At 56.6% G+C, this 26,443-nt stretch carries 24 protein-coding genes; 10 read left to right on the top strand and 14 right to left on the bottom strand.

Annotation, left to right across the window (positions count from 1 at the left end; all coding sequences use genetic code 11):
* The 3 genes from GOV85_RS03295 to GOV85_RS03285 are packed head-to-tail and all read right to left on the bottom strand — an operon-like array spanning window position 1 to window position 1,455.
* Window positions 1-366: a biopolymer transporter ExbD gene (locus GOV85_RS03295; protein WP_253282906.1), complete on the bottom strand. Its 366-nt coding sequence runs from the start codon at window positions 364-366 to the stop codon at window positions 1-3.
* The gene (locus GOV85_RS03290) at window positions 359-1,024 is read right to left on the bottom strand and encodes a MotA/TolQ/ExbB proton channel family protein (protein ID WP_171174946.1); all 666 of its coding nucleotides are present in this window, start codon (window positions 1,022-1,024) and stop codon (window positions 359-361) included. The genes GOV85_RS03295 and GOV85_RS03290 overlap by 8 nt, the downstream gene beginning before the upstream one ends.
* Window positions 1,021-1,455: a hypothetical protein gene (locus tag GOV85_RS03285; protein WP_171174944.1), complete on the bottom strand. Its 435-nt coding sequence runs from the start codon at window positions 1,453-1,455 to the stop codon at window positions 1,021-1,023. The genes GOV85_RS03290 and GOV85_RS03285 overlap by 4 nt, the downstream gene beginning before the upstream one ends.
* Before the next feature lie 468 nt (window positions 1,456-1,923).
* Here GOV85_RS03285 and GOV85_RS03280 point away from each other — a divergent pair, with 468 nt between their 5' ends.
* The 5 genes from GOV85_RS03280 (at window position 1,924) to GOV85_RS03260 (ending at window position 9,247) form a co-directional block, all read left to right on the top strand.
* Window positions 1,924-2,994 carry a FecR domain-containing protein gene (locus GOV85_RS03280; RefSeq protein ID WP_245223139.1) on the top strand — a complete coding sequence of 357 codons (1,071 nt, stop codon included), beginning with the start codon at window positions 1,924-1,926 and terminating at the stop codon, window positions 2,992-2,994.
* 32 nt (window positions 2,995-3,026) lie between these two features.
* Complete coding sequence (locus GOV85_RS03275; protein WP_371810808.1) at window positions 3,027-5,258, top strand: CHASE2 domain-containing protein; 2,232 nt, start codon at window positions 3,027-3,029, stop codon at window positions 5,256-5,258.
* A 289-nt stretch (window positions 5,259-5,547) separates the two neighbouring features.
* Complete coding sequence (xylB, locus tag GOV85_RS03270; protein WP_171174941.1) at window positions 5,548-7,005, top strand: xylulokinase; 1,458 nt, start codon at window positions 5,548-5,550, stop codon at window positions 7,003-7,005.
* On the top strand, window positions 7,005-7,946 hold the full coding sequence (locus GOV85_RS03265; RefSeq protein ID WP_171174939.1) for an aldose epimerase family protein: 942 nt from the start codon (window positions 7,005-7,007) through the stop codon (window positions 7,944-7,946). Before xylB ends, GOV85_RS03265 begins: the two co-directional genes overlap by 1 nt.
* Before the next feature lie 44 nt (window positions 7,947-7,990).
* Window positions 7,991-9,247 (top strand): cytochrome-c peroxidase, encoded by a 1,257-nt coding sequence (locus GOV85_RS03260; RefSeq protein ID WP_253282904.1) that lies wholly within the window; start codon window positions 7,991-7,993, stop codon window positions 9,245-9,247.
* Window positions 9,248-9,254: 7 nt separating this feature from the next.
* Here GOV85_RS03260 and GOV85_RS03255 read toward each other — a convergent pair whose 3' ends face one another.
* A complete protein-coding gene (locus tag GOV85_RS03255; protein WP_171174935.1) occupies window positions 9,255-10,766 on the bottom strand; it encodes a CRTAC1 family protein in 1,512 nt (503 codons plus the stop codon).
* Window positions 10,756-11,973: an ROK family transcriptional regulator gene (locus GOV85_RS03250; RefSeq protein WP_171174933.1), complete on the bottom strand. Its 1,218-nt coding sequence runs from the start codon at window positions 11,971-11,973 to the stop codon at window positions 10,756-10,758. The genes GOV85_RS03255 and GOV85_RS03250 overlap by 11 nt, the downstream gene beginning before the upstream one ends.
* Before the next feature lie 192 nt (window positions 11,974-12,165).
* On the opposite strand from GOV85_RS03250, the gene xylF reads away from it, so the two are divergent.
* The 4 genes from xylF to xylA all read left to right on the top strand — a co-directional run bounded on the left by xylF (window position 12,166) and on the right by xylA (window position 16,635).
* On the top strand, window positions 12,166-13,146 hold the full coding sequence (gene xylF, locus GOV85_RS03245; protein WP_371732105.1) for a D-xylose ABC transporter substrate-binding protein: 981 nt from the start codon (window positions 12,166-12,168) through the stop codon (window positions 13,144-13,146).
* Between the two features lie 75 nt (window positions 13,147-13,221).
* The gene (locus GOV85_RS03240; protein ID WP_171174929.1) at window positions 13,222-14,520 is read left to right on the top strand and encodes a sugar ABC transporter permease; all 1,299 of its coding nucleotides are present in this window, start codon (window positions 13,222-13,224) and stop codon (window positions 14,518-14,520) included.
* Window positions 14,520-15,317 carry an ATP-binding cassette domain-containing protein gene (locus tag GOV85_RS03235; RefSeq protein WP_171174927.1) on the top strand — a complete coding sequence of 266 codons (798 nt, stop codon included), beginning with the start codon at window positions 14,520-14,522 and terminating at the stop codon, window positions 15,315-15,317. The genes GOV85_RS03240 and GOV85_RS03235 overlap by 1 nt, the downstream gene beginning before the upstream one ends.
* A gap of 10 nt (window positions 15,318-15,327) precedes the next feature.
* Window positions 15,328-16,635 (top strand): xylose isomerase, encoded by a 1,308-nt coding sequence (gene xylA, locus GOV85_RS03230; RefSeq protein WP_171174925.1) that lies wholly within the window; start codon window positions 15,328-15,330, stop codon window positions 16,633-16,635.
* A gap of 44 nt (window positions 16,636-16,679) precedes the next feature.
* Here xylA and GOV85_RS03225 read toward each other — a convergent pair whose 3' ends face one another.
* On the bottom strand, window positions 16,680-17,105 hold the full coding sequence (locus GOV85_RS03225) for a VOC family protein (protein ID WP_171174923.1): 426 nt from the start codon (window positions 17,103-17,105) through the stop codon (window positions 16,680-16,682).
* Window positions 17,106-17,296: 191 nt separating this feature from the next.
* Between GOV85_RS03225 and GOV85_RS03220 the strand changes: the two genes are divergently transcribed.
* The gene (locus GOV85_RS03220) at window positions 17,297-18,700 is read left to right on the top strand and encodes an MATE family efflux transporter (protein ID WP_245223141.1); all 1,404 of its coding nucleotides are present in this window, start codon (window positions 17,297-17,299) and stop codon (window positions 18,698-18,700) included.
* A gap of 9 nt (window positions 18,701-18,709) precedes the next feature.
* On the opposite strand, the gene GOV85_RS03215 is transcribed toward GOV85_RS03220, so the two are convergent.
* The 8 genes from GOV85_RS03215 to GOV85_RS03180 all read right to left on the bottom strand — a co-directional run bounded on the left by GOV85_RS03215 (window position 18,710) and on the right by GOV85_RS03180 (window position 26,267).
* The gene (locus tag GOV85_RS03215) at window positions 18,710-19,807 is read right to left on the bottom strand and encodes a M56 family metallopeptidase (protein WP_171174921.1); all 1,098 of its coding nucleotides are present in this window, start codon (window positions 19,805-19,807) and stop codon (window positions 18,710-18,712) included.
* Entirely contained in the window at window positions 19,794-20,189 is a 396-nt protein-coding gene (locus GOV85_RS03210; protein ID WP_171174919.1) for a BlaI/MecI/CopY family transcriptional regulator, read from the bottom strand. The genes GOV85_RS03215 and GOV85_RS03210 overlap by 14 nt, the downstream gene beginning before the upstream one ends.
* Window positions 20,190-20,254: 65 nt before the next feature.
* Window positions 20,255-20,656, bottom strand: a complete 402-nt coding sequence (locus tag GOV85_RS03205; protein ID WP_171174917.1) for a DUF2160 domain-containing protein — start codon at window positions 20,654-20,656, stop codon at window positions 20,255-20,257.
* Window positions 20,657-20,664: 8 nt separating this feature from the next.
* Entirely contained in the window at window positions 20,665-21,462 is a 798-nt protein-coding gene (locus GOV85_RS03200; protein ID WP_171174915.1) for a carbohydrate ABC transporter permease, read from the bottom strand.
* On the bottom strand, window positions 21,459-22,322 hold the full coding sequence (locus GOV85_RS03195; RefSeq protein WP_171174913.1) for a carbohydrate ABC transporter permease: 864 nt from the start codon (window positions 22,320-22,322) through the stop codon (window positions 21,459-21,461). The genes GOV85_RS03200 and GOV85_RS03195 overlap by 4 nt, the downstream gene beginning before the upstream one ends.
* Complete coding sequence (locus tag GOV85_RS03190; protein ID WP_171174911.1) at window positions 22,319-23,395, bottom strand: ABC transporter ATP-binding protein; 1,077 nt, start codon at window positions 23,393-23,395, stop codon at window positions 22,319-22,321. Before GOV85_RS03190 ends, GOV85_RS03195 begins: the two co-directional genes overlap by 4 nt.
* 1 nt (window position 23,396) lies before the next feature.
* Entirely contained in the window at window positions 23,397-24,446 is a 1,050-nt protein-coding gene (locus GOV85_RS03185) for an ABC transporter ATP-binding protein (RefSeq protein WP_171174909.1), read from the bottom strand.
* Between the two features lie 81 nt (window positions 24,447-24,527).
* Window positions 24,528-26,267: an ABC transporter substrate-binding protein gene (locus tag GOV85_RS03180; protein ID WP_171174907.1), complete on the bottom strand. Its 1,740-nt coding sequence runs from the start codon at window positions 26,265-26,267 to the stop codon at window positions 24,528-24,530.
* Window positions 26,268-26,443 lie beyond the last annotated feature (176 nt).

Here is a 26,443-nt window from a genome sequence, read left to right as displayed (position 1 = left end):
TTACTCCAACACTCTAACCATGAGACCTTCGCGCCCGCGCAGGCGAACAAGAAGGTCCACAAGGCGTTGTGTGGATGTATCCGGATCAAGGCTGATTAAAACCTGACCGGACTGAATCTGACTGTCCAAGTCGTCAAGCGACGTAACTTGGCCATTCAGCGCGACCCGCTCGGCGCCGAGTTGCACAAAGAAGCGTTCGATTGTCGTTGTTTCGCTTGCTGCGCCCTGGGTTGCACTGCTGAGTTCAATCTCGCTGAACCTCGAGAAAGTCGAGGACAGCATGAAGAACAGCAAAAGCAGAAAGATCACGTCGATCAGGGGCGTCATCGACATCCGCCGCCGGACAAATGGTGCCGTGTTACGCATGTTCTGGTGCAGCCGAAACCGGTGCGGTACCTGCTGCGCTATTGATCGAAGGCCCGGGCACCAGAACCGTGCGCAGGGCTTTGTCCGCAAACACACGCTCGCGCGCTGTGCGGCTTTCGAGCCAAGACAAGACCATGGACGTTGGCATTGCAACGGCCAGCCCCACCGCAGTGGTTATCAAGGCGACCCAGATGCCGCCAGCCAGAACTGAAGGATCCACTGACGACCCTGCGGCCTGCAGGCTCTGAAACGCGCTGATCATACCAAGAACGGTGCCAAATAGTCCCAGTAAGGGGGCAAGCTGCGCCACAGTGTCCAACAGGCGAAAACCGCGCTCAAGCCCGGCAAGCACAAGGCCGGTTTCGGCATCCAGTCTGTCATCGGCTCCGGCTACGCCCGCTGCATCCATCGCCGCGCCGACAATAGGGGCCAGATAACTTTTGCTACCGGCCAGCTTTGCTCGGGCGGCGTGTTGGTCGCCAGCGTCCCATGCGGCAAGTGCTTCGGACAGCACTTTATGTCTCCCGACACCACAGGCCGCAAATTGCCAGAGTTTGTAAAGAGTGACAGCCAGCGTCAGCACGGACATCGCGATCAGGATCGCCACGACCGGCCCGCCAAGTGCGAAAATCTCACGAAGTGCGGTTAAAGGACTCATCCCAAAAGCTCCATGGCTACTCGACTGCTCAGCGACAGGGTCTTTCCGCATACCTGGCTTTCAGCGCCATCGACCAGGCAAGAGTTCGTGCCGTTTATCAAGACCTGCCCAACTTCGGCGCAAGTTCGGTTTGGTAAATCAAACTGGCGTACTCGAGGCCTGTCCGCCGGCAAGTCACGGAAATCGAACAGGGACAAGGTCACAACACCACCTTCGGCATCAAAAACAACGGTTTCAAATACCGCGCCATCAATCGTCAGCCCGGTTTCATTCTTGGCCAAAAAGGTTAGCCTGCATGATCCGGTGACATCCTGGACCGCATTCAGTTCTACGAATAGTTTGCCATCCTGTTTGGTATCAGATTGCGCTAGCGCGGTAGACGACAGGCTGGCGCAAAACGCTGCCGCTGCTAAAATGCGACTGGAAAACATAAACTTACTCCGTTTTGCTGCGCTCGTTTCAGGGGCGGCACGATCAGTTGACCTATTTGTTTGTCGACCCAGTCATTCGTCAAGTAAAGCCTAACCAAGGGTCGTGGGGTAAAAGGATCGTCAGCGCAAGTTGATGAGTGCTTTCACAAGCTAAGAGATACGGGGCGCAAACAGAATTTCAACTGTGCACGGCAACACCGATCCTGGCCATTTCTGCGCCTCGGAAAAGTAAGACTTTATCGTGCTTGGCAACCCAGAAAGGCCCATCCACTTGCCGTGTCAGAGGTGCGGGAAACGATGGTTTGATGGTGACTTGAACATTAAACTTGCTAAACGCGCATGAAATGGCGCATATTTGTCTATATTTTTTGCACATAAATTAACAAAAAATTATGCTTTTGCAGGGGCGATCATCGAGCACAGTGCGATTTGCACACATCAGGACCCAAAGGGGGAAGGGGCTCGGTTTTGTCGTGGTTAAAGATTGTATTGGTTCTTTGCCTTGTTGTTACCATGCCGTTGCAAGCTGTTGCCAACATTGGAAAAGTTATCAGCGCCAAGCAGGGCGCCCAGCTTGTTCGTGAAGGCAAAACGCAGCCTGTTGTTTCTGGTATGGATGTCGAATCCGGAGATGCGATCACCACAGATCAAACGGGTTTGATCCAGATAGTCTTTGTGGATGACACTAAGATCGCAATTGGTCCCAACGCCCGCATGGTGCTGGATGTGAGCCTGTTGCGCGGCAATCGCAAAGCCAAAAGTTTTGCAGTTCAGGCGCTGGGCGGCAGCTTTCGGTTCATTTCCGGTAAAAGCCGAAAGCGCGCTTATTCAATCACGACACCTTCGGCGACAATGGCAGTGCGCGGAACAACCTTCGACATGTGGGTCGTTTCCGAACAGCAAAGCGCAATGCTTGTGCTTGAGGGGACTGTCAGAATGTGTGGGGTTCAGGGCACCTGCAGATCTTCGGGGCGTCAGTGCAGCATGTACGCAACAAGCGGAAGCGGAGCCGTCGGGCGCCCTGCAAGTCAGGCGCAATACGAACAGGCTTTGCAAAGCGGCTTTCCCTTCATTCAATCTCAGGAAGGTCTGTTGCCCCCGTTACAGGTCAGAGTTGAAGGTTGCGCCGGAGAAGCCGCGCCCATACGTCGTGTCAAGCCAAACAGGGCAGAGCCTCGCGACGCCCCCCCACAACGGCGGGAAAGAACGGACACCGTTGACGCGACTCCTGCGTCAAGCCCGTCAACTTCGGGACAGAGTGAGCCCGAAAGACCAGAGCCTCGCGACGCCCCCCCACAACGGCGGGAAAGAACGGACACCGTTGACGCGACTCCTGCGTCAAGCCCGTCAACTTCGGGACAGAGTGAGCCCGAAAGACCAGAGCCGGAACAAGAAGAGCCTGAAAGAGAGGAACCAGAGCGGGAAGAACCAGAAAGAGAAGAAATCGATCATGAGGAGCCAGAGCGCGAGGAACCGGATCACGAAACGACCGATAGAACGGGATCTGAAGAAGGGTTCTCAACAAACGTTTTTGATTGACGGCGCGTTTTTCCTCTTTCCCGGAGGATGGTGTGAGCGAAAAGACACGTAAAACCAAGAATGGGCGATGGGCCTTTCGTCTTGTTGGGCTGGTCCTGATCCTCTTTGGCTGTTTCATCCGTGCAGTGGATCCTTACCCGGTTCGAATGACTCGCCTGGTTTATTTCGATGTGCTTCAAAGGTTGTCTCCGCGAGAATTCAATCCGGATCTTCCCATACGCGTCGTGGATATCGATGAAGATGCGTTGGCCAATTGGGGACAGTGGCCCTGGCCGCGCACTCTGGTCGCTCAGATTGTGAAGAATCTGGGCGACTACGGTGCTGCAGCCATCGCTTTCGATATGCTTTTCGCCGAGCCTGACAGGTATTCACCATCACGCCTTCTGAATGATCCATCGCTTAAGGGTATTTTGACGGTGGAGCACCATGCCCAGAAGCTGGACAACGATGTGTTACTTGGAATGGAAATTGCATATTGGCCAGTAGTTCTGGGTGCCGCTGCGCGTCTTTCGCAGGAAGGTAAAAACATCACGCCCAAAGCGGGAATTGTCGAATTTGGGGAAAACCCTGCTGAGGGTTTGATTTCAGTTCCTCATTGGACGCCAATCGCGCCTCCGCTGGACCGAACTGCGGCAGGAATTGGTGGCGTCAATGTCTCACCCATTGGTGGAACTGGTATCGTGCGCCGCGTGCCAGTTCTTTGGGACGGGCCGGACGGGCCCATGCCAGGTCTGGCAATCGAATCTCTGAGGGTTGCACTGGGGGAGACCACCATTTTTGCCGAAGGCGCGTCAGACGAAGCAGGCATCATGCTGGCTGTTGAAGTCGGGGGCTACCGGATGCCAACAACCGAGAATGGTGAACTTTGGCTGAAATACCGGCGTGACACACCTGACCTTTATATTTCGGCCAACGACGTCATGGCAGGTTCCACCGATCCGTCTTTGCGGGCCGAAATCGAGGGTAGCATAATACTCGTCGGCACGTCCGCTGCAGGTCTGTTTGATATTCATCAAACGGCGCTTGGCGAAAGTGTCCCAGGTGTTTCAATTCATGCGCAGATGATCGAGCAAGTCTTGACCCAAGAGATGCTGAGCCGGTCTGATGTAACGGCGGCGCAGGAGTTGCTTGCCTTTGCCCTTCTGGGGCTTGTCGTAATTGCTGTCATGTCCATTTTTGGTGCTGTTGCCTCCTTTATTGCTGGTGGCATTGCCGCGGCTGCCGTTCTGACGATCAGTTGGCTGGTCTTTCAGAATCAGTCTGTGTTGTTTGATGCGACTTTCCCATTAATCGGGGGTATGGTGAATTTTGGTCTGTTGGCAGGCTACTTGTTCATTTCGACCGAACGCGAAAAGCGTGAGATCCGAAAGGTGTTTTCGCACTACGTTGCCCCTGAAATTCTCGATGAAATGGAAAGTACGGGCCACCAATTGCAGCTGGGAGGAGAGACCCAGGAAATCACCGTTATGTTCTCGGATATTCGGGGTTTTACGTCTCTGTCCGAAACAGCATCCGCCAGCGAGCTTGTCTCCGTCCTGAACGCGCTGTTTTCCAAAATTGGGGATCAGGTCCTGCGCGAGCGCGGAACGATCGACAAATTTATTGGTGACGCGATCATGGCCTTCTGGAACGCGCCAATCCCTGTTGCAGACCATCCGTGCCGTGCAGCATTCGCGGCGCTCAAGATGCGAAGCGCGTTAGAAGACTTCAATGCGTCCAGCATTATGCGAAACAGGCAACCCATTGCTTTGGCAACAGGAATTGCCACAGGACAGGCCTGCGTTGGGAACATCGGATCAGAAAAGCGCTTCAATTATACTGTTATCGGCGACGTCGTGAATGTCTCAGCAAGGCTTGAACAAAGCTGCCGTGCGGTTGACTATGATATTGTCGTATCAAACGGGGTTTCCCGCGCGGGGCAAGCGGATCTGGCATTGTTGGAGGCAGGGCGTGTTGATCTGAAAGGTAAAGCCAACCCCGAACCTGTGTTTGTTCTTGTGGGGGATCAATCGGTCCTGAAGGCGCGGGCGTTTCAGGATCTTACTTCTCTGCACAGCGAATTGATTTCAGCGATAAAAGGCCGACACCCTCAGGGCAGGATCGAAGAACTATGTCGGCGCTGCGAAGATCTGGCTGAAGACATCGAGCCAGGTCTCCGCCGGTTTTACCGCGCGCTTCTTGGCAGAACGGCTGATTTCAGATCGGACATGCCATCGGGTCAACTCATGTTCACCAGGTACAACCAGCGGGTAGGGGCCGAGTAGACCGCGATGCGATCTTGGTTTCGTTCCCTCACAGACAGTCGTGACTCAATAGAACAGACCTAGCGGGCTAACGTTAAAGCATCCTTGCGCGCTGCGTCTCTTCGGTGACGTGGCCGGTATTGCGAACTGAAAGTCCATGCCGTGCTGAATTTCGCACAATAGGGTGTCTCTTTTCTTGAAATTGGCGTAATACGTTAGCGCAAACTATTTTGCCGCAAGTAAGTAGTGACCCGGCGCAGGCCCGCCTGCGTCACGAAGCTCTACGGTAGGCAAGAAGGGGGGAGAACAGGTGTATCTTGGTCTGGATCTGGGGACGTCCGGTCTCCGTGGTATTGTCGTTGATGAAGGCGGCCATGTGCTGGCCGAGGCCGATGCAAGTGTTGAAACCTCAACACCTCGTTCCGGGTGGTCCGAGCAGGTGCCGGGTGAGTGGATTGAGGCCTGCCAAAAAGTGGTTACCCAATTGCGAAAGGCAAATGCCGCGGCTTTTTCCGCTGTGCGTGCTGTTGGTTTAAGTGGGCACATGCACGGTGCCACACTGATCGACAAAGATGGAAACGCATTACGGCCATGCATTTTGTGGAACGACACGCGATCCGCGCTTGAGGCTGCTGATCTGGACGGTGCCGCGGGGATGCGTGCGATCACAGGTAATATCGTGTTCCCGGGTTTCACCGCGCCTAAACTGGAATGGGTGCGCAGGCATGAGCCCGAGGTCTTCGCAAAAGTCTCCAAAGTGCTGTTACCAAAAGATTATCTTCGTTTGTGGCTGACGGGCGAGTATATCAGCGACGTGTCAGACAGCGCCGGAACCGCCTGGCTGGATGTTGACAGTCGCGAATGGTCCGACACAGCGCTTGAGCAAGGTCACATGCACCGCGATCAGATGCCAGAACTGGTTGAGGGCAGCGCGGTTGGAGGGCAGTTGCGGCCCGAGATATTGCTGAACTGGGGATTGGCCGGGCCTGTAATTGTTGCAGGCGGCGCAGGCGACAATGCCGCGGCAGCCTGTGGAATTGGCAGCATTAACGAGGGGGCGGGTTTTCTGTCATTGGGTACCTCTGGTGTGCTGCTGGTGGCCAAAGAAAGTTATGCACCCGCGCCGGAAACAGCGGTTCATTGCTTTTGTCACGCCGTGCCTGAGCGTTGGATTCAGATGGGCGTCATTCTGTCTGCCACAAACAGCTTGAACTGGCTGTCTCGAAACTTGGGACAGCCCGTTGGGGCGTTGGCGTCGGCGCTACCGGATCAGATCAATGGGCCGTCTGGTACGACCTTTTTGCCTTATTTGTCAGGGGAACGGACGCCGCATAACGACAGCGCCATCCGAGGCGCATTCCTTGGACTGGATATCGCCACGGATCCGAAGGCTCTGACGCAATCCGTGATGGAAGGTGTTGCCTTTGCCATGCGTGATTGCCTTGAGGCGCTCAAGGCCACGGGAACCACGCCAGAAAGCCTGACCGTTGTGGGCGGCGGAGCGCGATCTCGGTTCTGGCTAGAGACACTGGCGACTGTCCTGAATACACGTCTTGTTCTGCCCAAGGGGAGTGAGTTTGGTGCCGCGACCGGCGCAGCGCGTCTGGCGGCCTGCGCATTACGGGGGGCAGACCCGGCGGGCGTCATGACCCCTCCGGAAACGGCTGAAGTCATTGTGCCAAGGACCGAGCTATGCGACGGGTATGAGAATGCCTATCAGCTTTATCGCCAATACTATGCGGCGTTGGCACCGCTTTCCGCGTCGTGATGGCGGGGCAACGCTCAGCAACCATAGAACGGGTTGTGCTGGAAGACGGTGACATGTCCGCCTCATTGCTCAGCTATGGTGCGATCACCCAAGGGTGGTGGTTGGGGCAAACGCCACTGATACTGGGCTATGAGACACCGCAGGACTATCTGACGGACCCATATTACCTGGGTGCAATCGTCGGGCGCTTGGCCAACCGTGTCAGTGGGGCGCAGTTCGATTTGCTGGGTGAAACCATCAGAGTTACGGCGAACGAAGGCAAAAACGCGCTACACGGCGGTCGGGATGGTCTGTCCCATCAGTATTGGAGTGTCGAGAAAACTGCTCTAAATCAGGCGGTTTTGTCGATAACTTCACCTGATGGTGAGGGCGGGTTTCCTGCGGAAGTCCAGTTCGTGATAAAGGTGGAGCTGGCTTATCCGTGTCTGATCTATACGATTACGGCGCATCCGGATCGGCCCACGCCGATCAGCATCGCGCAGCACAATTATTACTCACTTGGTTGCCCGCAGGGCATTCTCGATTGCCGTCTCAAACTACATGCCAAAACCCTTCTTGAATTGAACGCAAACGCCATACCCACCGGCCGCATTCCAAAAGCCGATGCAGAAAGCCTGGATTTCACGCGCGGTCGCGTAATCGGTCAAGAAGCTGGCTTTCTTGACCACTATTTTGTGTTTGAAGATGGACGGGACGTGACCATGCCTGTTGCAGAAGTCGAAACGCCATCGGGTTTAAAGATGAAGGTTTATTCAGATCAACCGGGCGCACAGGTCTATACAGCTGCACATTTGTCTGATCCTTTCAGACCCGGGGCGGCGCTTTGTATTGAGCCCGCCGGATACACCGACGCGGTGAACAATCCGGCCTTTCCTTCTGTGATCTGCACGCCGGAAAAACCCTATCGTCAGAAACTTACGCTAGAGATTTTCGAGGATTAAACATGAAAGCTCGGATTTCGGCAGCTTCAATAGGCTTTTGGCTGATGGCATCAGCACTTCAGGCGCAGGACCTTGGACCCGTTCCGAAATTTCTTGAGCCGGACCTGGAACGTGTCGAACTGGGACAGTTGTTGTTTTACGACCCCATTCTTTCGGGGAACAAGAATATCAGTTGCGCCACCTGCCATCATCCGAAACTGGGCACGTCTGATGGGCTTTCACTTGGAATCGGAGAAGGCGGTGTGGGGCTTGGGGCCGAGCGTAAGATCACTCAGGATAACTCTCCCGAACAGCGGATTCCGCGAAACTCGCCGGGCCTGTGGAACCTTGGTGCGTTGGAATTCACAACTTTTTTCCATGATGGTCGGCTGGAGGCTGATCCGTCACAACCTAATGGCGTCAGAACGCCATTAGGGACGGATATGCGGCGCGGCTTTCAATCGGCTCTGGCTGCGCAAGCGATGTTCCCGGTGCTTTCACCTGACGAGATGGCGGGTCACTATTCTGAAAACGAGGTGAGCAAGGCGGTACGGCTTGGCTTGTTGACCCAGGAGGGCGGGGCCTGGGACCTGATCGCTGCACGTGTGGCGGGGATACCGGAATATTCGCAGCGGTTTGAGGACGTCGCGCCCAGAGAAGAGATCACCTTTACCGCCATTGCCAATGTCATAGCGGATTTCATCGCTTTTGAGTGGCGTGCGGACAACAGTCTTTTTGATCGCGCTATGCGGGGCGAGGCGTCTCTGCCCGCGTCAGCACAATTGGGCATGACCCTGTTTTACGGTGAGGCCGGGTGCAGCAGCTGCCATTCCGGATGGTTCCAGACGGATCAAAGTTTCCATTCCATCGCCATGCCCCAGATCGGCCCCGGAAAAGCGGCCAGGTTCGAAAACCACGTGCGCGATGACGGGCGGTTGCGCGTCACAGGGGATGCAAGGGATGCGTTTGCTTTTCGCACGCCCTCATTGCGGAACGTGACACTGACCGCGCCCTATGGGCACAGTGGCGCGTATGCTGAGCTTGAGGATGTGGTGCGTCACCATTTGGATCCTGTGGCAGCCTTGCGCAATTATTCGGTCGAGAAAGCCGAACTGCCCGAATTTGATGGCGCGCTGGATGCCCAGGCCATGCAGGACCCCATGCATGTGGAGGCAATTGCCGCCTCAAACACATTGGCCCCAATGAGCCTGAGCGATGATGACATCAACGCCATCCTGAGTTTCCTTGGCACTCTGGAGGACCCGGCAGTTCGCTTGGGGGTGCCCAAGACGGTTCCAAGCGGTTTGCCCGTTGACCAATAGTCAGCGGTCAGCGGCTAAGGCGTATCACCTGATTGGGGTTGGCGGTCTGCCAATCACTTGCCTTGCCATCGGGCCAGATCACCCTGACCTGTAAGCTTTCCGCATCGCCCAGACCAAAGTGGTGAAATCCAGCAATGCCACTGGCATGACCGCCGCCAACTGTGACTTCCCGGGTCTGCACTCCGGCGTCCGTTTTGACCTCGATAAAACTGCCGATGGCCAAGCGGTTGGGTTGTGCTTGACCCACATCCACCATCAACCAGTTGCCATTTTGCGGCTTGTTCTGAAAAACCTCCAGTGATGAACCGCGATTGACGACCACCATGTCCAGCCAGCCATCCCCGTTCAGATCGGCCAAGGCCCCGCCGCGGGACTTTGCCATAGAAGCCACGCCCGCTTGTTCTGCTGTTTCGACAAATTGCCCATTGTCGTTTTGTATCAGTAGGTTGTTTGGATCGGTTTGAGCGGCGTCTGGCATCTGTTCGACATTGCCCTTAGCGACAAAAATATCGTCCCGCCCGTCATTATTAACGTCACCGAATTGGGCGTGCCAGCCGGTTGAAGGACGACCATCACCACCTGTGTGTGGCCTATGTGCTGTCGTCCCCCGATCATAGGTTGCGTCCCGCCATGTTGGCCCCTTAGTCGACGGATCGAATGTCTGGAATTTTTGATCCCCCATCGAGGTCAGGTAGACGTCTGGAAACCCGTCGCCGGTCAAATCGCGCGAGGCGATGCCCATGCCCCAGATCGAATAAGGCAGCCATCCGTCTGCGTGCCCATAAAGCCGTGGGGTGTCCTCCATCGCCCAAAGTTGCTCTTGCCCGTTGCGCACATAGTAGTGGCGGTCGTTGCTGACACGCAGATCCGCACGCCCCGACCGCGCCCAGTCGGAAAACAGAATTGAGAGGGAACAGTGCCCCGGTTCCAGATGAACAGGGGCGCCATATGAGCTGTCATGCGGTCGGTACAGCAAGGTCGGCCCGCATGTCTCAAATGGTCCATCGGGGTTGTTGCGGTCAACGTAGGTGCCAAACGCCAGCGTGGGCAGCGCTTGCCCGCTTTCCCAAGTGGCAGAGAAACCCGTGGTCCAATGATCCTCAGAAGTGAAGTTCAGCGAGTTGAAAAGGTCGAACGCGCAATCCGGCCCGCCGCGCAGCAACAGATCTGAACCCACGCGCAGAACTGCCAGGTCAAGCAACCCGTCGCCATCTACATCCAGCGGATATGCGCCGGTCACACCAGTCAGGGACAAAGCGCTGGGCGTGTCTGCCCGAAACTGAATGTCTTCCTCGGATACGTTTACAAAAAACTGCGCTGGGTTTGAACCTCCGGCAGCAAAAAGTTCGGGGCGGTCGTCGCCATTACAGTCGAAAACAGCGACCCCACCGCCCACAAAATGTTCCCACCCGCCGTCATAGATATGGGGTTGAACGTCAACGCCAAAAAACTGCGGGGAAGGCGCATCCGCCGCAACGGTTGTTGCTGTGGTCAGCAGGAAAGCCAAACTAGTTCGCATGTGCCGCCAATTCCCTGACTTTCAGAATCGAGACCTGTTCGATTCCATAAGCAGCCGCCCCCTTTGCCCACATTGAATCCCCCCAGTGATTCACTTTGATCGCGGGCAGGGGTGCGTCAACGCTGACGACACCGTTTCTGATACGCGTCATTACGTCTTCCGAGTGCAGATATTCAAAACTGCCCCTTGTGCCGGACAGGATAATGCATTCCGGATCGAACAAATTGATCAGGTTCGAAACCCCCATTCCAAACATTTGACCGGCCCGGGACAGTACGGAAATCGACCGAGCATCGCCGGCATTTGCGGCCGTAAGAATATCTGTAAGTGTGCGAGGATCCGTGGCCTGGCTGGCAATCGTCGCTTCGCGGATCAACGCGTATTCTCCGACATAGGCTTCCAGACATCCGCGCTGTCCGCACTGGCACAGCGCGCCGTCCAGTTGAACTTTCAAATGCCCGAACTCCGCGCCGCATCCGCGCTCGCCGCGATAAAGTTTGCCATCAACGACGATACCCAAACCGATGCCGTGTTCGATGGTCACAACCAGAAATGTTTTCAGCCCTTTTCCCAGCCCAAACAATTGCTCGGCCTTGGCCACCAGATTGGCGTCATTTTCGATAAAGGCGGGGCAGGGCAGCGCCTTGGACAAGAGCGGGCTCAGGTCTACGTTGCGTTCTGTCAAAGAAGACGACCAATGTACAAAGTTCTTTTCTGCGTCGATCAACCCCGCAATGCCGATACAGACGCCGGACAGATCAGACAGCGACCGGTTCGCAGTGCCACAGGCAAGGTCAAGGGCAGTGCGGATCGTTTGTGTGAAGATTTCGGGTGCCATACGCGCCTCATCCAATGGATGGGTATAAGAGGCGATTTCGGTGCCTTCGAAATCCACCAAGATGACCGAGATCTGATGCCGCGCGACCTTTACGCCTGCAATCATGTGACAACCGCCGTGCAGTTTCAAAAGCACACGTGGCCTGCCACGACGTGTGGATTTTGACTGCGACTCCCCTTCAATTTCTTGGATTAGACCGGCGGACAGCAGGTCTGCTGTGGCAGATGTGATTGTTGCAGGGCTGGTTTCAAGCGCCGTGGCGATGTCGATTCGCGAGATGGCTTCGGTTGCGCGAATCTGTTCCAGCACCCGCAACCGGGTGATGTTTCTTTGGTCCGTGGCGTTTGAAGAAGCTTTGCTTTTCAGCATCTTGCCCTCGCGAATCTAATCCCTGTTTCAACCTAGGTGGTTTTTTCTGTTACCGATAGCATAAATATTTTACCGACTGAAATAAATATGCTACTCAGAATTATCGGGGCCACGAATCATGAAGCGATGGCTCAATGAAACCGGGAGGAAATCATGAAAAGAATTCTCAGCGCTTCCGCTGTGGCGGTGTTGATGGGTACGGCCGCCTTTGCTGAACCTGTTGTGGGCGTCAGCTGGTCGAACTTCCAGGAAGAGCGTTGGAAGACCGACGAGGCCGCGATCAAAGCCGCGCTCGAGGCGGGTGGAGCCGAGTACATTTCGTCGGATGCGCAATCGTCCTCGGCCAAGCAGTTGTCGGACATTGAAAGTCTGATTGCTCAGGGCGTTGATGCACTGATCATTCTGGCGCAAGACTCTCAGGCCATTGGTCCGGCGGTTCAGGCAGCCGCTGACGAGGGCATTCCAGTTATCGCGTATGACCGTCTGATCGAAGATGACCGGGCGTTTTATCTGACCTTTGACAACGTAGAAGTTGGCCGGATGCAAGCGCGCGCTGTATTCGACGCGATGCCCAAGGGTAATTACGTGATGATCAAGGGTTCGCCCACCGACCCGAACGCGGATTTCCTGCGTGGTGGTCAGCAAGAGATCATCCAGGGCGCCGTTGACAGTGGTGACATCGTGATTGTGGGTGAGGCTTATACCGACGGCTGGCTGCCTGCGAACGCGCAGCGCAACATGGAGCAGATCCTGACAGCGAACGAAAACAACGTTGATGCCGTGGTCGCCTCGAATGACGGTACTGCTGGTGGCGTTGTTGCTGCTCTGACCGCGCAAGGCATGGACGGTATTCCGGTCTCGGGCCAGGATGGTGACCACGCGGCGCTGAACCGTGTTGCCAAGGGCACGCAGACCGTCTCGGTTTGGAAAGACGCACGTGAGCTGGGCAAAGCTGCCGGTGAAATCGCGGTTGCGTTGAGCAGCGGAACAAGCCCTGCGGATGTCGAAGGCGCGATCAGCTGGACCTCGCCCGGTGGCACCGAGATGAACTCGGTCTTCCTGGCGCCTGTGCCGATCACCAAGGACAACCTGACCGTTGTGGTCGACGCGGGCTGGATCCCGCTGGAAGACCTTTGCCAGGGCGTCGAAAACGGCCCTGCGCCCTGTAACTAAACCAAGTTCCAAATCACAACGTCTCTGGCCCGCAAGGGTGGGCCAGAGATCATAGCTGAACATGAAAGATCGGATATGACCGAAACTTCGTCTCAGCCGGTACCCCAAAAAGCAAAGGCCAACCTGTTCCAGCAGCTGGAACTGGATATGCGGCTATTGGGCATGATCGGCGCCTTCATCATCCTGTGCATCGGCTTCAACATCGTTACGGATGGCCGTTTTCTGACACCCAGAAACCTGTTCAACCTGTCGATCCAGACCGTTTCGGTTGCGATCATGGCTTGTGGCATGGTGTTCATTATCGTCATGCGCCATATTGACCTGTCGGTTGGGGCGCTTCTGGCGACCACATCTGCGGTCATGGCGATGACTCAGACCGAGCTATTGCCCAACGTATTGGGAATGGGTTTGAACCACCCGGCGACCTGGGCGATCACTTTGGTCGTGGGTCTTGTGGTGGGCACATTGATCGGCGCCTTCCATGGTTGGATGGTGGGCTACCTGACCATTCCGGCCTTTATCGTGACGCTTGGCGGTTTTCTGGTCTGGCGCAACGTTGCCTGGTACATGACCGATGGCCAGACAATCGGCCCGCTGGACAGCACCTTCCTGATGTTCGGGGGGACAAACGGCACGTTGGGAACTACCGTCAGCCTTTTGTTCGGCCTTGCCGCCACTGCTATTGCAATCTGGGCGTTGTGGAGCGGCCGCCGGTCCAAAGCCGCCCACGGGTTCCCTGTGAAACCTGTTTGGGCTGAGACAACTCTGGCTGGAATCATTGGCATCGCCATCATGGGCTATGTCCTGATCGTCAACAGCTATGCAATCCCGACCCGCCGTCTGGAACGGATGTTCGAAGCGCGGGGTGAGACCATGCCCGAGGGGCTGATTGTTGGCTACGGCATTCCGATCTCGGTTCTGATCCTGATCCTGGTGGCCGTGACATTGACCGTTGTAGCCCGCAAAACCCGCTTTGGCCGTTACATCTTTGCCACTGGCGGCAACCCGGATGCGGCAGAGTTGTCCGGTATCAACACGCGCATGATGACCGTCAAAATCTTTGCTCTGATGGGATTCTTGTGTGCGTTGTCAGCGGTTGTGGCCTCGGCCCGTCTGGCCAACCACTCGAACGATATTGGCACGCTGGATGAACTGCGCGTGATTGCTGCTGCGGTGATCGGTGGAACCGCTCTGTCGGGTGGTATTGGTACGATCTACGGCGCAATCCTTGGTGCTTTGATCATGCAGGCGCTGCAATCGGGCATGGCCATGGTCGGCGTGGATGCGCCGTTCCAGAACATCGTCGTCGGCACTGTCCTGGTTTTGGCTGTCTATATCGACATCGTCTATCGCAAACGTCTGGGGGCGAAATGATGCAAGCTCAAGAAACACAGAACCAAGCTTCGGGCCGTGGTTCCGGCCAGCCTCCGCTTGTGGAAATGCGCGATATCTCGATTTCTTTCGGGGGCATCAAGGCGGTAGACCACGTCTCAGTTGATCTGTACCCGGGCGAAGTTGTGGGCCTACTGGGGCACAATGGGGCCGGTAAGTCCACTCTGATCAAGGTGCTTTCGGGCGCCTATCAGATGGACCATGGTGAAATCCTGATTGATGGCAAGAAGGTTGAGATCAACAACCCGCGTGACGCGCGCGCCAACAATATCGAGACGATCTATCAGACGCTGGCGCTGGCAGACAATCTGGATGCAAGCTCGAACCTGTTTTTGGGGCGCGAGATGGTCACCCCCTTTGGTCTGGTCAACGATGCTGCGATGGAGGCTGAGTGCCGCAAGATTATGGCGCAGCTGAACCCGAACTTTCAGAAGTTCAACGACCCGGTTTCGGCCCTGTCGGGTGGTCAGCGGCAATCGGTGGCCATTGCGCGCGCGGTGTATTTCAACGCACGCATCCTGATCATGGACGAGCCTACGGCCGCGCTGGGTCCGCATGAAACGCAAATGGTGGCGGACCTGATCCAACAGCTAAAGGCGCAAGGCATCGGGATTTTCCTGATCGACCACGATGTGCACGCGGTGATGGAGCTGTGCGACCGGGCCTCGGTCATGAAGAACGGGCAATTGGTTGGTACCGTGGACATCCCTGATGTCACCGATGACGACCTGTTGTCGATGATCATTCTGGGCAAGAAGCCCGGCGAAAAGACGGAATGAGGTAAGCGAGATGACGAGCGGTTTCTTTCAAGGGATCGAGCAGGTCCAATTCGAGGGCGAGGGCAGTAAGAACCCGCTCGCATTCCGTAACTACAACCGGGACGAGATCGTCATGGGTAAACGCATGGAGGATCACCTGCGTTTTGCCGTGGCGTGGTGGCATTCGTTCGCGTGGGAAGGGGGGGATCCGTTTGGAGGCCCCACTTTCGAGCGCCCCTGGCATCCGCAGGACGACATGGGCCGCGCCAAGATGAAGGCCGATGTGGCCTTTGAGATGTTTGAAATCTTGGGGCAACCTTACTTCTGCTGGCATGATGCGGACATTCGCCCCGAACAGGGAAATTTCGCCGACAATTTGCGGACACTGAACGAGATCACCGACTATATCGGTGAAAAGATGCAGGTGTCGGGCACCAAGCTGCTGTGGGGCACGGCCAATATGTTCAGCCATCGCCGCTGGATGGGTGGTGCCAGCACCAACCCTGATCCCGATGTCTATGCTTTTGCCGCAGCCACGGTGAAATCCTGTCTGGACGCCACCCACAAGCTGGGCGGCGAGAACTATGTGCTTTGGGGCGGGCGTGAAGGGTATGAGACGCTGCTCAACACCGACATGAAGGCTGAACTGGATCATATGGGCCGTTTCCTGAACATGGTGGTCGAGTACAAGCACAAGATCGGGTTCAAAGGCGCGATCCTTGTTGAGCCCAAACCTCAGGAGCCGTCAAAGCACCAGTATGATTTTGACGCTGCCACCTGCATCGGGTTCCTGCGCAAGTACGGTCTGGAGGATGAGGTCAAACTGAACCTCGAGCAGGGGCACGCGATCCTTGCGGGGCATAGCTTTGAGCACGAGATCGCCGTGGCCACAGCCGAAGGGATGCTGGGGTCCATCGATATGAACCGGAACGATTATCAATCGGGTTGGGACACGGATCAGTTTCCTAACAACACGCCCGAAGTCGCGCTGGCCTATTACCACATTCTAAAATCAGGCGGGTTTACCTCGGGCGGCACCAATTTCGACGCCAAGCTGCGCAGACAATCCATCGACGCCGAAGATCTGATTGCCGCGCATGTGGGCGGGATGGACATCTGCGCTCGGGGCCTGAAAGCTGCGGCTGCAATGCTTGAAGATGGCGGTTTGGAACAGGCGCTGGCTGACCGCTACGCAGGCTGGAAGACGCCCGAGGCACAGGCGATGCTGAGTTCCGGTTTGGACGAGATTGCTGCGCGGGTTTTGGCCGAGGGGATCAATCCGCAGCCGCGATCGGGTCGTCAGGAAATGCTGGAAAACTACGTCAACCGATTTGTCTGAGGGCTAGGGTCCGGGAGAGGGCGGTTGGCTCCGCCCTTTGCGGATCAGTCGTCCTGAACGACCTGCTGATGGACTTCGATCACATTGCCTTCGGGGTCGTGAAAGAACACCTGATGCCATTCTTTCGCAAACGTTGTGCCATAGTCTGAATAGGGGATGCCGCGTTCGTCCAGCAGCTTCAGGAAGGCGGGTAGATCATCGGTGCGAAAGGCGATGTGGCCGCGCTCGACTGGGTTGATCACCCGCCCGTTCTTGAAGGCCACGTCAAAGGCGCGCTGGGCCAAATGCATCTGCATGTTGCCTTCGGTCGCAAAGCGGATTTTGCCGTCATAGCCGCTGTCTTTGTCAGCTTCGGTGCGCGGGAAATTATCCTGCGGGATATCATCCAGCCCCAGCACGTTAGTGTAAAAATCATGCATACGATCAACATCATCAGCCACGAAGTTGATGTGGTGGAATTCCAGTTTCATGCTCTGCCTCACCTCGGACAATTGGTGTTTCGGCAGTTCTAACACGTCCTCATGGGGCTGTAGATGGCAAAACGGGATAGCGGGTTGTGTCGGGTGTTCATCCGCGACCATAAAGATCGGAACGAAACCGTTGACCCGTGGCGGCGATCTGTGATGCTGGCGAGATAACACACCGACCACCACAGGTTAGAATGTCCAACCAATCTCAAACCGAAGCCGTATTCCTGAGCGGCAGTCTGATGCGGCATGTCACCCGCATGTCGTTGACGACAAGCATCGGGCTGATGGCAATTTTTGCCGTCGACTTTGTGGACATGGTCTTCATTTCGATGCTGGGCAACGACGCGCTGGCGGCGGCGGTGGGCTATGCGGGAACGCTGCTGTTCTTCACCAATGCGATCAATATCGGCCTTTCGATTTCTGCTGGGGCACTGGTCGCGCGCGAACTAGGGGCGGGGCGCGCCGAGCAAGCCCGGCACTATGCCTCCAGTGTGGCGGTGCTGGGTTTGATCGTCGGGTTGGTCGTACCCGTTCTGGTCTTGTTGAACCTTAGCCATCTGTTGTCATTGCTTGGCGCAGAAGGTGAGGTTCTTAGGCTGGCAATGCGCTATGTCTCGATCATCCTGCCGACAATGTGCGTCATGTCGATTGCCATGGCGGCCATGGCCGTGCTGCGCGCTCGTGGCGATGCACGACGGTCGATGATGGCAACGATCTATGGCGGAGTGGTGAATGCCGTTCTAGACCCGATCCTGATCTTTGCTGTGGGGCTGGGGCTGGATGGGGCCGCGATTGCCTCGGTTCTGGCGCGGCTGTGCATGCTGGCGGCGGCGCTATGGCCCGCGTTGCGGGTTCATCAGGGCTTTGCACGCCCGTCTTTGAAGCAGGTGGCACAGGACTTGCGCCCTGTGCGGGCCATCGCGATTCCTGCCGTTCTGACAAATGTAGCTACGCCCATTGGGAATGCCATCGTTGTGCGGGAAATTGCGCAATACGGAACGGACGCGGTGGCGGGTATGGCCGTCATAGGGCGGCTGCTGCCAGTGGCCTTTTCGGTCATCTTTGCCTTGTCGGGGGCAATAGGGCCAATCATCGGGCAGAATTTCGGAGCTGAGAAATTCGATCGGGTGCGCACGGCCTTTCTGGCCGGAATCAAATTCACGGGGCTTTATGTTCTGGGTATGGCTGCGATTCTGTTTCTCTTGCGGGCGCCGATTGCGGATTTGTTTGCGGCCGAAGGTGAAACTCGGGTTCTCATTTATTTGTTCTGCGGACCTCTGGCGCTGGCATCGTTTTTCAACGGTGTGATTTTTGTTTCGAATGCCAGCTTTAACAATCTTGGGCATCCAGTCTATTCAACTTGGATCAATTGGGGGCGTCACACGGTAGGAACCTGGGTTTTCGCAACCATCGGATCAAATCTCGCGGGGGCGTCCGGTGTTCTGTTGGGACAAGCTTTTGGCGGCGTCATTTTCGCCTTAATCAGCTGGGTCATGGTTGAGCGCGTGGTTGGCCGACTAAGACGTTCGCTCGCGCCCGAACCATTTGTGGATCAGGGCCGGATTCATTCCCTGTTTGGGCGCCGCGGCTGGTAACGCATCGCATCAGTTGCCCTGATTGCGTGCCTCAAGACGTTCCAGATTGACCACGGTCGACAGCATAAGACGGTCATGACTCCAGTCTTGTGTTTGCTGGATCGAAGCCGCCCCAAGCGCCAGAAGGGTGGCGAACGTCAGTGACATGCCAAGAAACACCGCCGGCAAAGGCGTCTCGGCGGGCTGTGCATCGGTCAATGCAATCACGCGCTGACGCAGTACGCGTTTGGCTTTTCCACCGGTCACAAAGGCAACGTTTAAGACGCGCGGATTTCTTGTTGAAAGAGTGCGCGCGCAATAGTCCAGAAGACACGTGGTATATTCGCGCGCATCGATCCTTTTGCGCGCAACAACGGATTGGTCACATGCCAGTTCACGCAAGCGGCCGAATTGGTACTTGAGCATCAGGTATGCCGGATTCCAGAACAGCAGAGGGCGCAGAAGCTCAAAGCCGAGTTCCCATTCCACATCGCCCGCGCGAATGTGCTGAAACTCATGGGCCAGCGCAAAGCGTAGCTCGCGCGGTGTGTCCAGAAGATGGCTGGGCAGAACGACATGACGACGGCGCAGACCACGCACCGCGAACGGCACGGTAATGCGATCAGAGAGGCGGATATCCACCTTTGCCGATTGCCGCCAAAGGAAGCTGGACCTGACCGTTTGTCGGATCATCACTGCGTCCCGTAAAGCTCGAATGGCATATACAGCCGCAGCGACAGCGAACAGGGCGGCGAGTGAGATGAAAACGGGCTGCTGTCCTGACAAAGCAAGATCAACCCATCTTTCACGTGTATTCAGCAGGGCCTCGAACTGCACGGCAGGCATGGCGATATCACCGCGCAGATAAGCGGCCACTGCTATGTCACCAAGGGCGACGGCGCTCCCCGGCCATGCGTGAGCGGCCAAAGACGACACACCCAACGCTAGAAAAGGGCTGATCAGAATACAAATGCACAGAACCTTGAGAGCGCGCAGCTGTGCGACATAGCCATGGCGCAGAGTCGTGCGGGCCAGGGCGACGCGTGCCATCAACCAGATGGCAGCCGACAATGCCAGCACTATGTTGAGTTCGATATATGCGTCGAGAACCGGTCTAACCGCTGTCATTTTGCAGTCTCCTCTCTACCAGCGCTCGAATGTCCTCCAGGTCGGCTTCGCTCAGCCCGGCATCATCGACGAGCCGTGCCACCAGTGTAGCTGGGGTGTCGTCGAACAGAGTGCGGGACAGGTTTTGCAGCGAACGGGCCTGATATCTGTCCTTTTCCAAAAGCGGCGTATAGATCAGGGTTTTTCCTGACTTGCGGCTTTCCACAAAACCTTTTTCATCCAGAATACGCAGGATCGTGGCACCAGACGTATAGGCCAGATTGCGTTCTGAGGGCAGGCGGTCCAGGACATCGCGCACCGAGCCTTCCCCGAGAGCCCAGAGCTCGTTCATGAACTCCAGTTCGACCTCGGTCAGCAGATTAGTCGTCTTTTTCTTTCGCATCGATCTCGGTGTCGTCATGGTTCGTATGCCTGACAGACAAGCATCCTTTCGCTGTTTCGCAAAGCTTAAACTTTCCAGAAGACGAAAATACCCCAGCCGATCGACAGGAAAAGTGGCGTCCAGACAGGTTGTCCGACAATTCCCAGCCAGGCGAGGAAGATATAGGCCGAGCCGAGAAGCGTGATGAACAGCCTGTCGCCCAATGTGGTCGTCAATCCCAGCACACCACGCCGTTCGATCCCATCGCGGTACTTGAACCCTTCGAGCAAGCCAATCAGGGCGATTGCCGAAAAAATACCGACGAACAGGGCCAGAGTTGCTGGCGTCCATGCCATCCAGAAATCGGGCCAAAGGGGATCGGTCCAGGAAAACCCCTTTTCTTCTTGCTGGCCGACATTGCCCCAACCCGCTTGCTGAGCGACAGCCATGGTGGGCAGGAAGGGGAGGGTGAATAGTAGTTTACGCATATCGAACCTCACACTCGGCCCATCGCGAAACCGCGCGCGATGTAGTTGCGGACAAACCAGATGACGATGGCACCGGGTATGATGGTCAGCGTCCCGGCGGCAGCCAGTAGGCCCAGCTCATACCCCGCGCTTGATGCGGTGCGGGTCATCACGGCGGCGATGGGTTTGGCTTCGACTGCAGTCAGGGTTTTCGCCAGCAGCATTTCCACCCATGAGAACATGAAGCAGAAGAAGGCTGCGACGCCGACGCCCGCTTTGATGTTGGGCAGGAAGATCGTCACGAAAAAGCGCGGGAAGGAATAGCCATCGACATAGGCCGTCTCATCCAGTTCTTTCGGGATGCCGCGCATGAAGCCTTCCAGAATCCACACTGCCAATGGCACGTTGAACAATGTGTGTGCCAGTGCAACCGCCAGATGGTTGTCGAACAAGCCGATGGAGGAATAAAGCTGGAAGAACGGCAGCGCGAACACCGCCGCCGGTGCCATCCGGTTGGTCAGCAGCCAGAAGAACAATTGCTTGTCCCCCAGGAACCGATAGCGCGAGAACGCATAAGCCGCAGGTAGTGCCACACAGACCGAAAGCACCGTGTTGATCGTCACATAGAGGATCGAGTTGATATAGCCCCAATACCACGTCGGATCGGTGAAGATGGTGATGTAATTCTCCAGCGTAAAGGTCTGGGGAAACAGGGAAAAGCCCGACAGAATCTCGTTCGTGGTCTTGAAGGACATCGCCACCAGCCAATAGATCGGCAGCATCAGGAACGCGATATAGAGGATCGGGATAAGGGACCGCTTTTTCATTCCGCGTCATCCTTTGTCATCAGTGTGTAGAAGACCCATGAGACCAGCAGCGTGATGGCGAAATAGATCAGGCTCATCGCGGCCGCCGGGCCTAGATCGAACTGTCCGAGCGCGATCTTCACAAGGTCGATCGACAGCAAGGTGGTTGAGTTGCCGGGGCCGCCGCCGGTCAGAACAAAGGGCTCGGTATAGATGTTGAAACTGTCCATGAACCGCAGCAGGATTGCGATGGTCAGAACGGTTTTCATCTTGGGTAACTGGATGTAGCGGAACACCGACCACGGGCTGGCCCCGTCGATCTTGGCGGCTTGATAATAGGCGTCCGGGATTGAAACGAGGCCCGCATAGCACAGCAGCACAACCAGCGAGGTCCAGTGCCAGACATCCATGACGATAACCGTGATCCAGGCGGACAGAGGCTGTTGCGTCATGTCATAGTTGATGCCCAGAACGTCATTGAGAAAATATCCCATCAGTCCGATTTTCGGCAAGGTAAAGATGTTCCACATTGATCCGACCACGTTCCACGGGATCAGCATCGGCAGTGCCATCAGCACCAGACAGACCGGCACCCAGAACCCTTTGCGCGGCATTGAAAGGGCCACGATAATGCCCAAAGGCACTTCGATCAGCAGGATCAGGAAGGTGAACAGGAACTGGCGCCCCAAAGCCGCCTGAAATCGGTCGGAGCGCAGGATTTGTTCGAACCAGCCCAGACCTTCCCAGAAGAACTGATTGTTGCCAAAGGTTTCCTGCACCGAATAGTTGACCACCGTCATCATCGGCACCAGCGCGTTGAACGCGACCAGCGCCAGAACCGGCAGGACAAAGAACCATGCTTTTTGATTTTCGGTTCTCATTGCGCCCGCTCCTGAGTTGCGATCCACCCGTCACGGTAGACGCGGGATTGTTCTGGCTTGAATTGCAGAAAGACATGCGAGCCTGGGTTGGGCGCGTTGTGTTCTGCGACCGCCTTTACCGGCGTGTCTCCGACCATGGCGCTGACCACATAGTGGCGACCGATGTCCGCAACTTTGGTCACATGCGCGGGAACGCCTGTTTCGCCAAAGCTGATGTATTCCGGGCGAATACCCAGATCGGTGCGGCCACCTTCGCCCAAGGTGGGACCTTCCAGCATGACCTCGTGTCCTTCGAAGACCGCGCGGTCACCCTTGGCCTCGCAGGCTAGAACATTCATGCCCGGCGAGCCGATGAAATGGCCGACGAATGTATGTTGGGGCCGCTCGAACAGCTCTACCGGGGTGCCAATTTGTACGACCTCGCCCTCTTGCATGACGACCACTTCGTCCGCGAAAGTCAGCGCTTCGGTTTGGTCGTGGGTCACGTAAATCATGGTGGCCTTGACGCGTTGGTGCAGCTCTTTCAGCTTGGACCGTAGTTTCCATTTCAGATGCGGGTCAATCACGGTCAGCGGTTCATCAAACATCACCGCGTTCACGTCATCACGGACCAGACCGCGCCCCATCGAGATCTTCTGCTTGTTGTCTGGGCTGAGGCCGCTGGCGCGGGTATTCAGCATATCCGTGACGTCCAGCATCTCGGCAATCTCATCGACGCGGCGCTTGATCGTCGCTGCATCTACGCCCCGATTTTTGAGCGGAAAGGCCAGGTTTTCGCCCACGGTCATCGTGTCGTAGATCACCGGGAACTGGAACACCTGTGCGATGTTGCGCTGATCGGGGGGCAGGGCGGTGACGTCCTGGTCATCAAACAGGATCCGACCTTCCGAGGGGGTAAGAAGGCCGGATATGATGTTCAGCAGCGTGGACTTGCCGCAGCCCGACGGCCCGAGCAGAGCGTATGCCCCACCATCGCGCCAGGTCACATCAATTTCTTTCAGCGCATAATCCTCGGGGCCTTTCGGCGCGGGCATGTAGCTGTGTCGCAGGTTTGAAAGCTTGATCTGTGCCATGTCAGGCCACCCTCTTGCCGTCTTGGCTGAAATACCGGCAATGGGCCGGGTTCAGGTAGAAATTGTGATCCTCACCAACCTGATAAGGGTGCACGCCAGCGGCCAGAGAGACCCAGTCATCCGATCCGTGCCGAAAATGCGCACTGGAATCCGAGCCGGACAGTTCTGTCACGATGACGCGGCCTGTCAGTTCGACGTCCGCGTCAGTCGTACGGAATGGCGTCACTCTGTGCGGGCGCACGGCAACCATGTAATCGCCGTCAGCCATATCAGATACGGCCCAGCCTCCGCCGCCCGCCAGTTGCGCCTGAGCGCCCGAAACTGTGATGCTGGCCACGTTGATCGGCGGGTCCGAGAAGACGCGCGCGGCGGCGATGTTTTCAGGGTTGCGGTAAATGTCTGCGGTCGGTCCGAATTGAGTCACGCGACCATCTTCCATCAAGGCCGTGTAGCCGCCCAACAAAAGGGCCTCTTCGGGTTCCGAGGTGGCGTAAACCACCACTGCGCCGCGTCCAGCGAACAGGTCCGGCAGCTGTTCGCGCAGTTCCTCGCGCAGTTTGTAATCCAGGTTCGCCAGCGGTTCATCCAGGAAGACCGCACGACTTTCTTTCGCGATGGCCCGAGCCAGCGCAGTACGTTGCTGTTGGCCTCCCGACAGCTCATGCGGGCGGCGGTGCAGCATGGGGCGTAATTGAAGCAGATCGGCGGCCTCTTCCACGCGGCCCTCGATTTCGGACTTTACCATGCCAGCCACGCGCAAGGGCGAGGCGATGTTGTCAAAAACGGTCATGTGGGGGTAGTTCACGAAGAATTGGTGCACCAGGCTGATCTGTCGCTTTTGCGTGTTCAGTCGAGTCACGTCCTGCCCATCCATAAGGACCTTGCCCGAGGCGATCGGGTCCAGCCCGGCCATCATCTTGATCAGAGAGGTCTTGCCCGATCCGGTCGCCCCTAAAAGAACGTTGAAGTGACCTGTATGAAGCTTCAGGTTTGTGGGCTTGATATGGATGACGTTGCCGACCCTTTTGGTCGCGTCTTGAAGTTCGATCATGTCCGTGAGTTCCGGTCCTTCAGTGCATCGCACTGGCCTTGGGATGGGGATGCCGCATACGGCATCCCCGATTGCTTCGGCTTACTGAGACTGCCAGCGCTTAACCAGCTCGTCATAGTTGACGGTCTGGCCCTGTGGCTTTTCGTTCTCAAGCTTGGCTTTGGGCGAACCTGCTTTTTCCAACCAGAAGGACGCATCCTGCGGCTCGTTCAAGCGGGGGCCACAGCCACCGTAGACACCGGCGCTTTCATCCGCGGCCTGCATGCGGGCCATGGTGATGTCCATCTCTTCGGCCAGACGGTCCATCGCCTCTTGCGGGGTAAAGGCACCTGAGTTCACGTCACCAATCTGCTGCCACCAAATCTGGGCCAGTTTCGGATAGTCTGGAACGTTGATGCCGGTCGGCGACCACGCCACACGGTCAGGCGAGCGATAGAACTCGACCAAACCACCCAGTTTGGGTGCGCGTTCGGTGAACGACTCGTGGTTGACCGAGCTGTCGCGGATGAAGGTCAGACCCACATGGGACTTCTTCACGTCAACAGTTTTGGACGTCACGAACTGAGCGTACAGCCACGCAGCCTGAGCACGATCCGAGGGGGTCGATTTCAGGAAGGTCCACGAACCCACGTCTTGGTATCCAACCTTCTGGCCTTCTTCCCAATAGGGGCCATGCGGGCTGGGCGCCATCCGCCACAGCGGTGTGCCTTCGTCATCCACGGTGTTGTTGCCTTCGGACTTCGGCTTCACCATGTCAGCAGTAAAGGCGGTATACCAGAAGATCTGCTGCGCCACGTTGCCCTGGCTGAGCGCAGGCAGCGACTGGTAGAAGTCATAAGACGCCGCACCCGGAGGCGCATAGGCCCGCAACCACTCATCCCATTTTCGGATCGCATAGACCGCAGCCGGACCATTGGCTGCACCACCGCGCGATACGGATGCGCCAACAGGGTTACAGGTGCCCGCTTCCATGCGGATGCCCCATTCATCGACCGGAACACCGTTCGGCTCGCCAACGTCGCCGGCACCGGCCATCGACAGCCAGGCGTCGGTCATGCGCCAGCCAAGGTCAGGCGCGCGCTTGCCATAGTCCATGTGGCCGTAGATCGTCACACCGTCGACTTCTTTCACGTCATTGGTGAAGAATTCGGCGATATCCTCATAGGCTGACCAGTTGACCGGAACGCCCAGATCATACCCGTACTTTTCTTTGAACGCGGCCTTGTTGGCTTCGTCATCGAACCAGTCCTTGCGGAACCAGTAAAGGTTCGCAAACTGCTGGTCGGGCAACTGATATAGCTTGCCGTCGGGACCGGTGGTGAACTGAATGCCCATGAAGTCATCCAGGTCCAGCGTCGGCGAGGTTGTCGCCGCCCAATCGCCGCCCATCATGTCGGTCAGCGGATAGGCCAGTTGCAGACGCGAATGCGTACCGATCAGGTCACTGTCGTTGACATAGCCGTCATACAGGTTCCGGCCCGTCTGCATCTGAGTCTGAACAGCCTGAACCACTTCACCTTCACCCAGGATTTGGTGGTTGACCTTGATGCCGGTGATTTCTTCGAACGCCTTGGTCAGAACCTCGGATTCGTAAGAATGGGTCGGGATGCCCTCGGACAGGACATTGATTTCCATGCCAGCATAGGGTTGTGCAGCTTCGATGAACCACTGCATCTCGGCCATCTGTTCGTCTTTCGACAAGGTCGATGGCTGGAATTCGTCGTCGATCCAACGTTGTGCTGCGGCTTCGTCGGCCCAAACGGGACCGTGCCCCGCAATGACGGCAGCCGCCGCCACTGCGGAAAGTAGATGTCTCCGCATCTGTCTCCTCCCAAAGATTATGGTTTCCGGTTGGAACCGGATGCCGGACAGCATCAGCGATTTTTTGCGTACCTGTCAAACTAAATTTTTAGTAATTGACGCCCGGGCATCTTTGGATGGGTGATGTTGAACTCATTTGCTAATTTGTGAATTCGTTGTAAGCTAATGCCGTTATT

The sequence above is a fragment of the Ruegeria sp. HKCCA4633 genome (genome assembly GCF_013034605.1).
Classification (GTDB): Bacteria; Pseudomonadota; Alphaproteobacteria; order Rhodobacterales; family Rhodobacteraceae; genus Ruegeria.
This window is presented reverse-complemented; position numbering and strand designations above follow the sequence as displayed.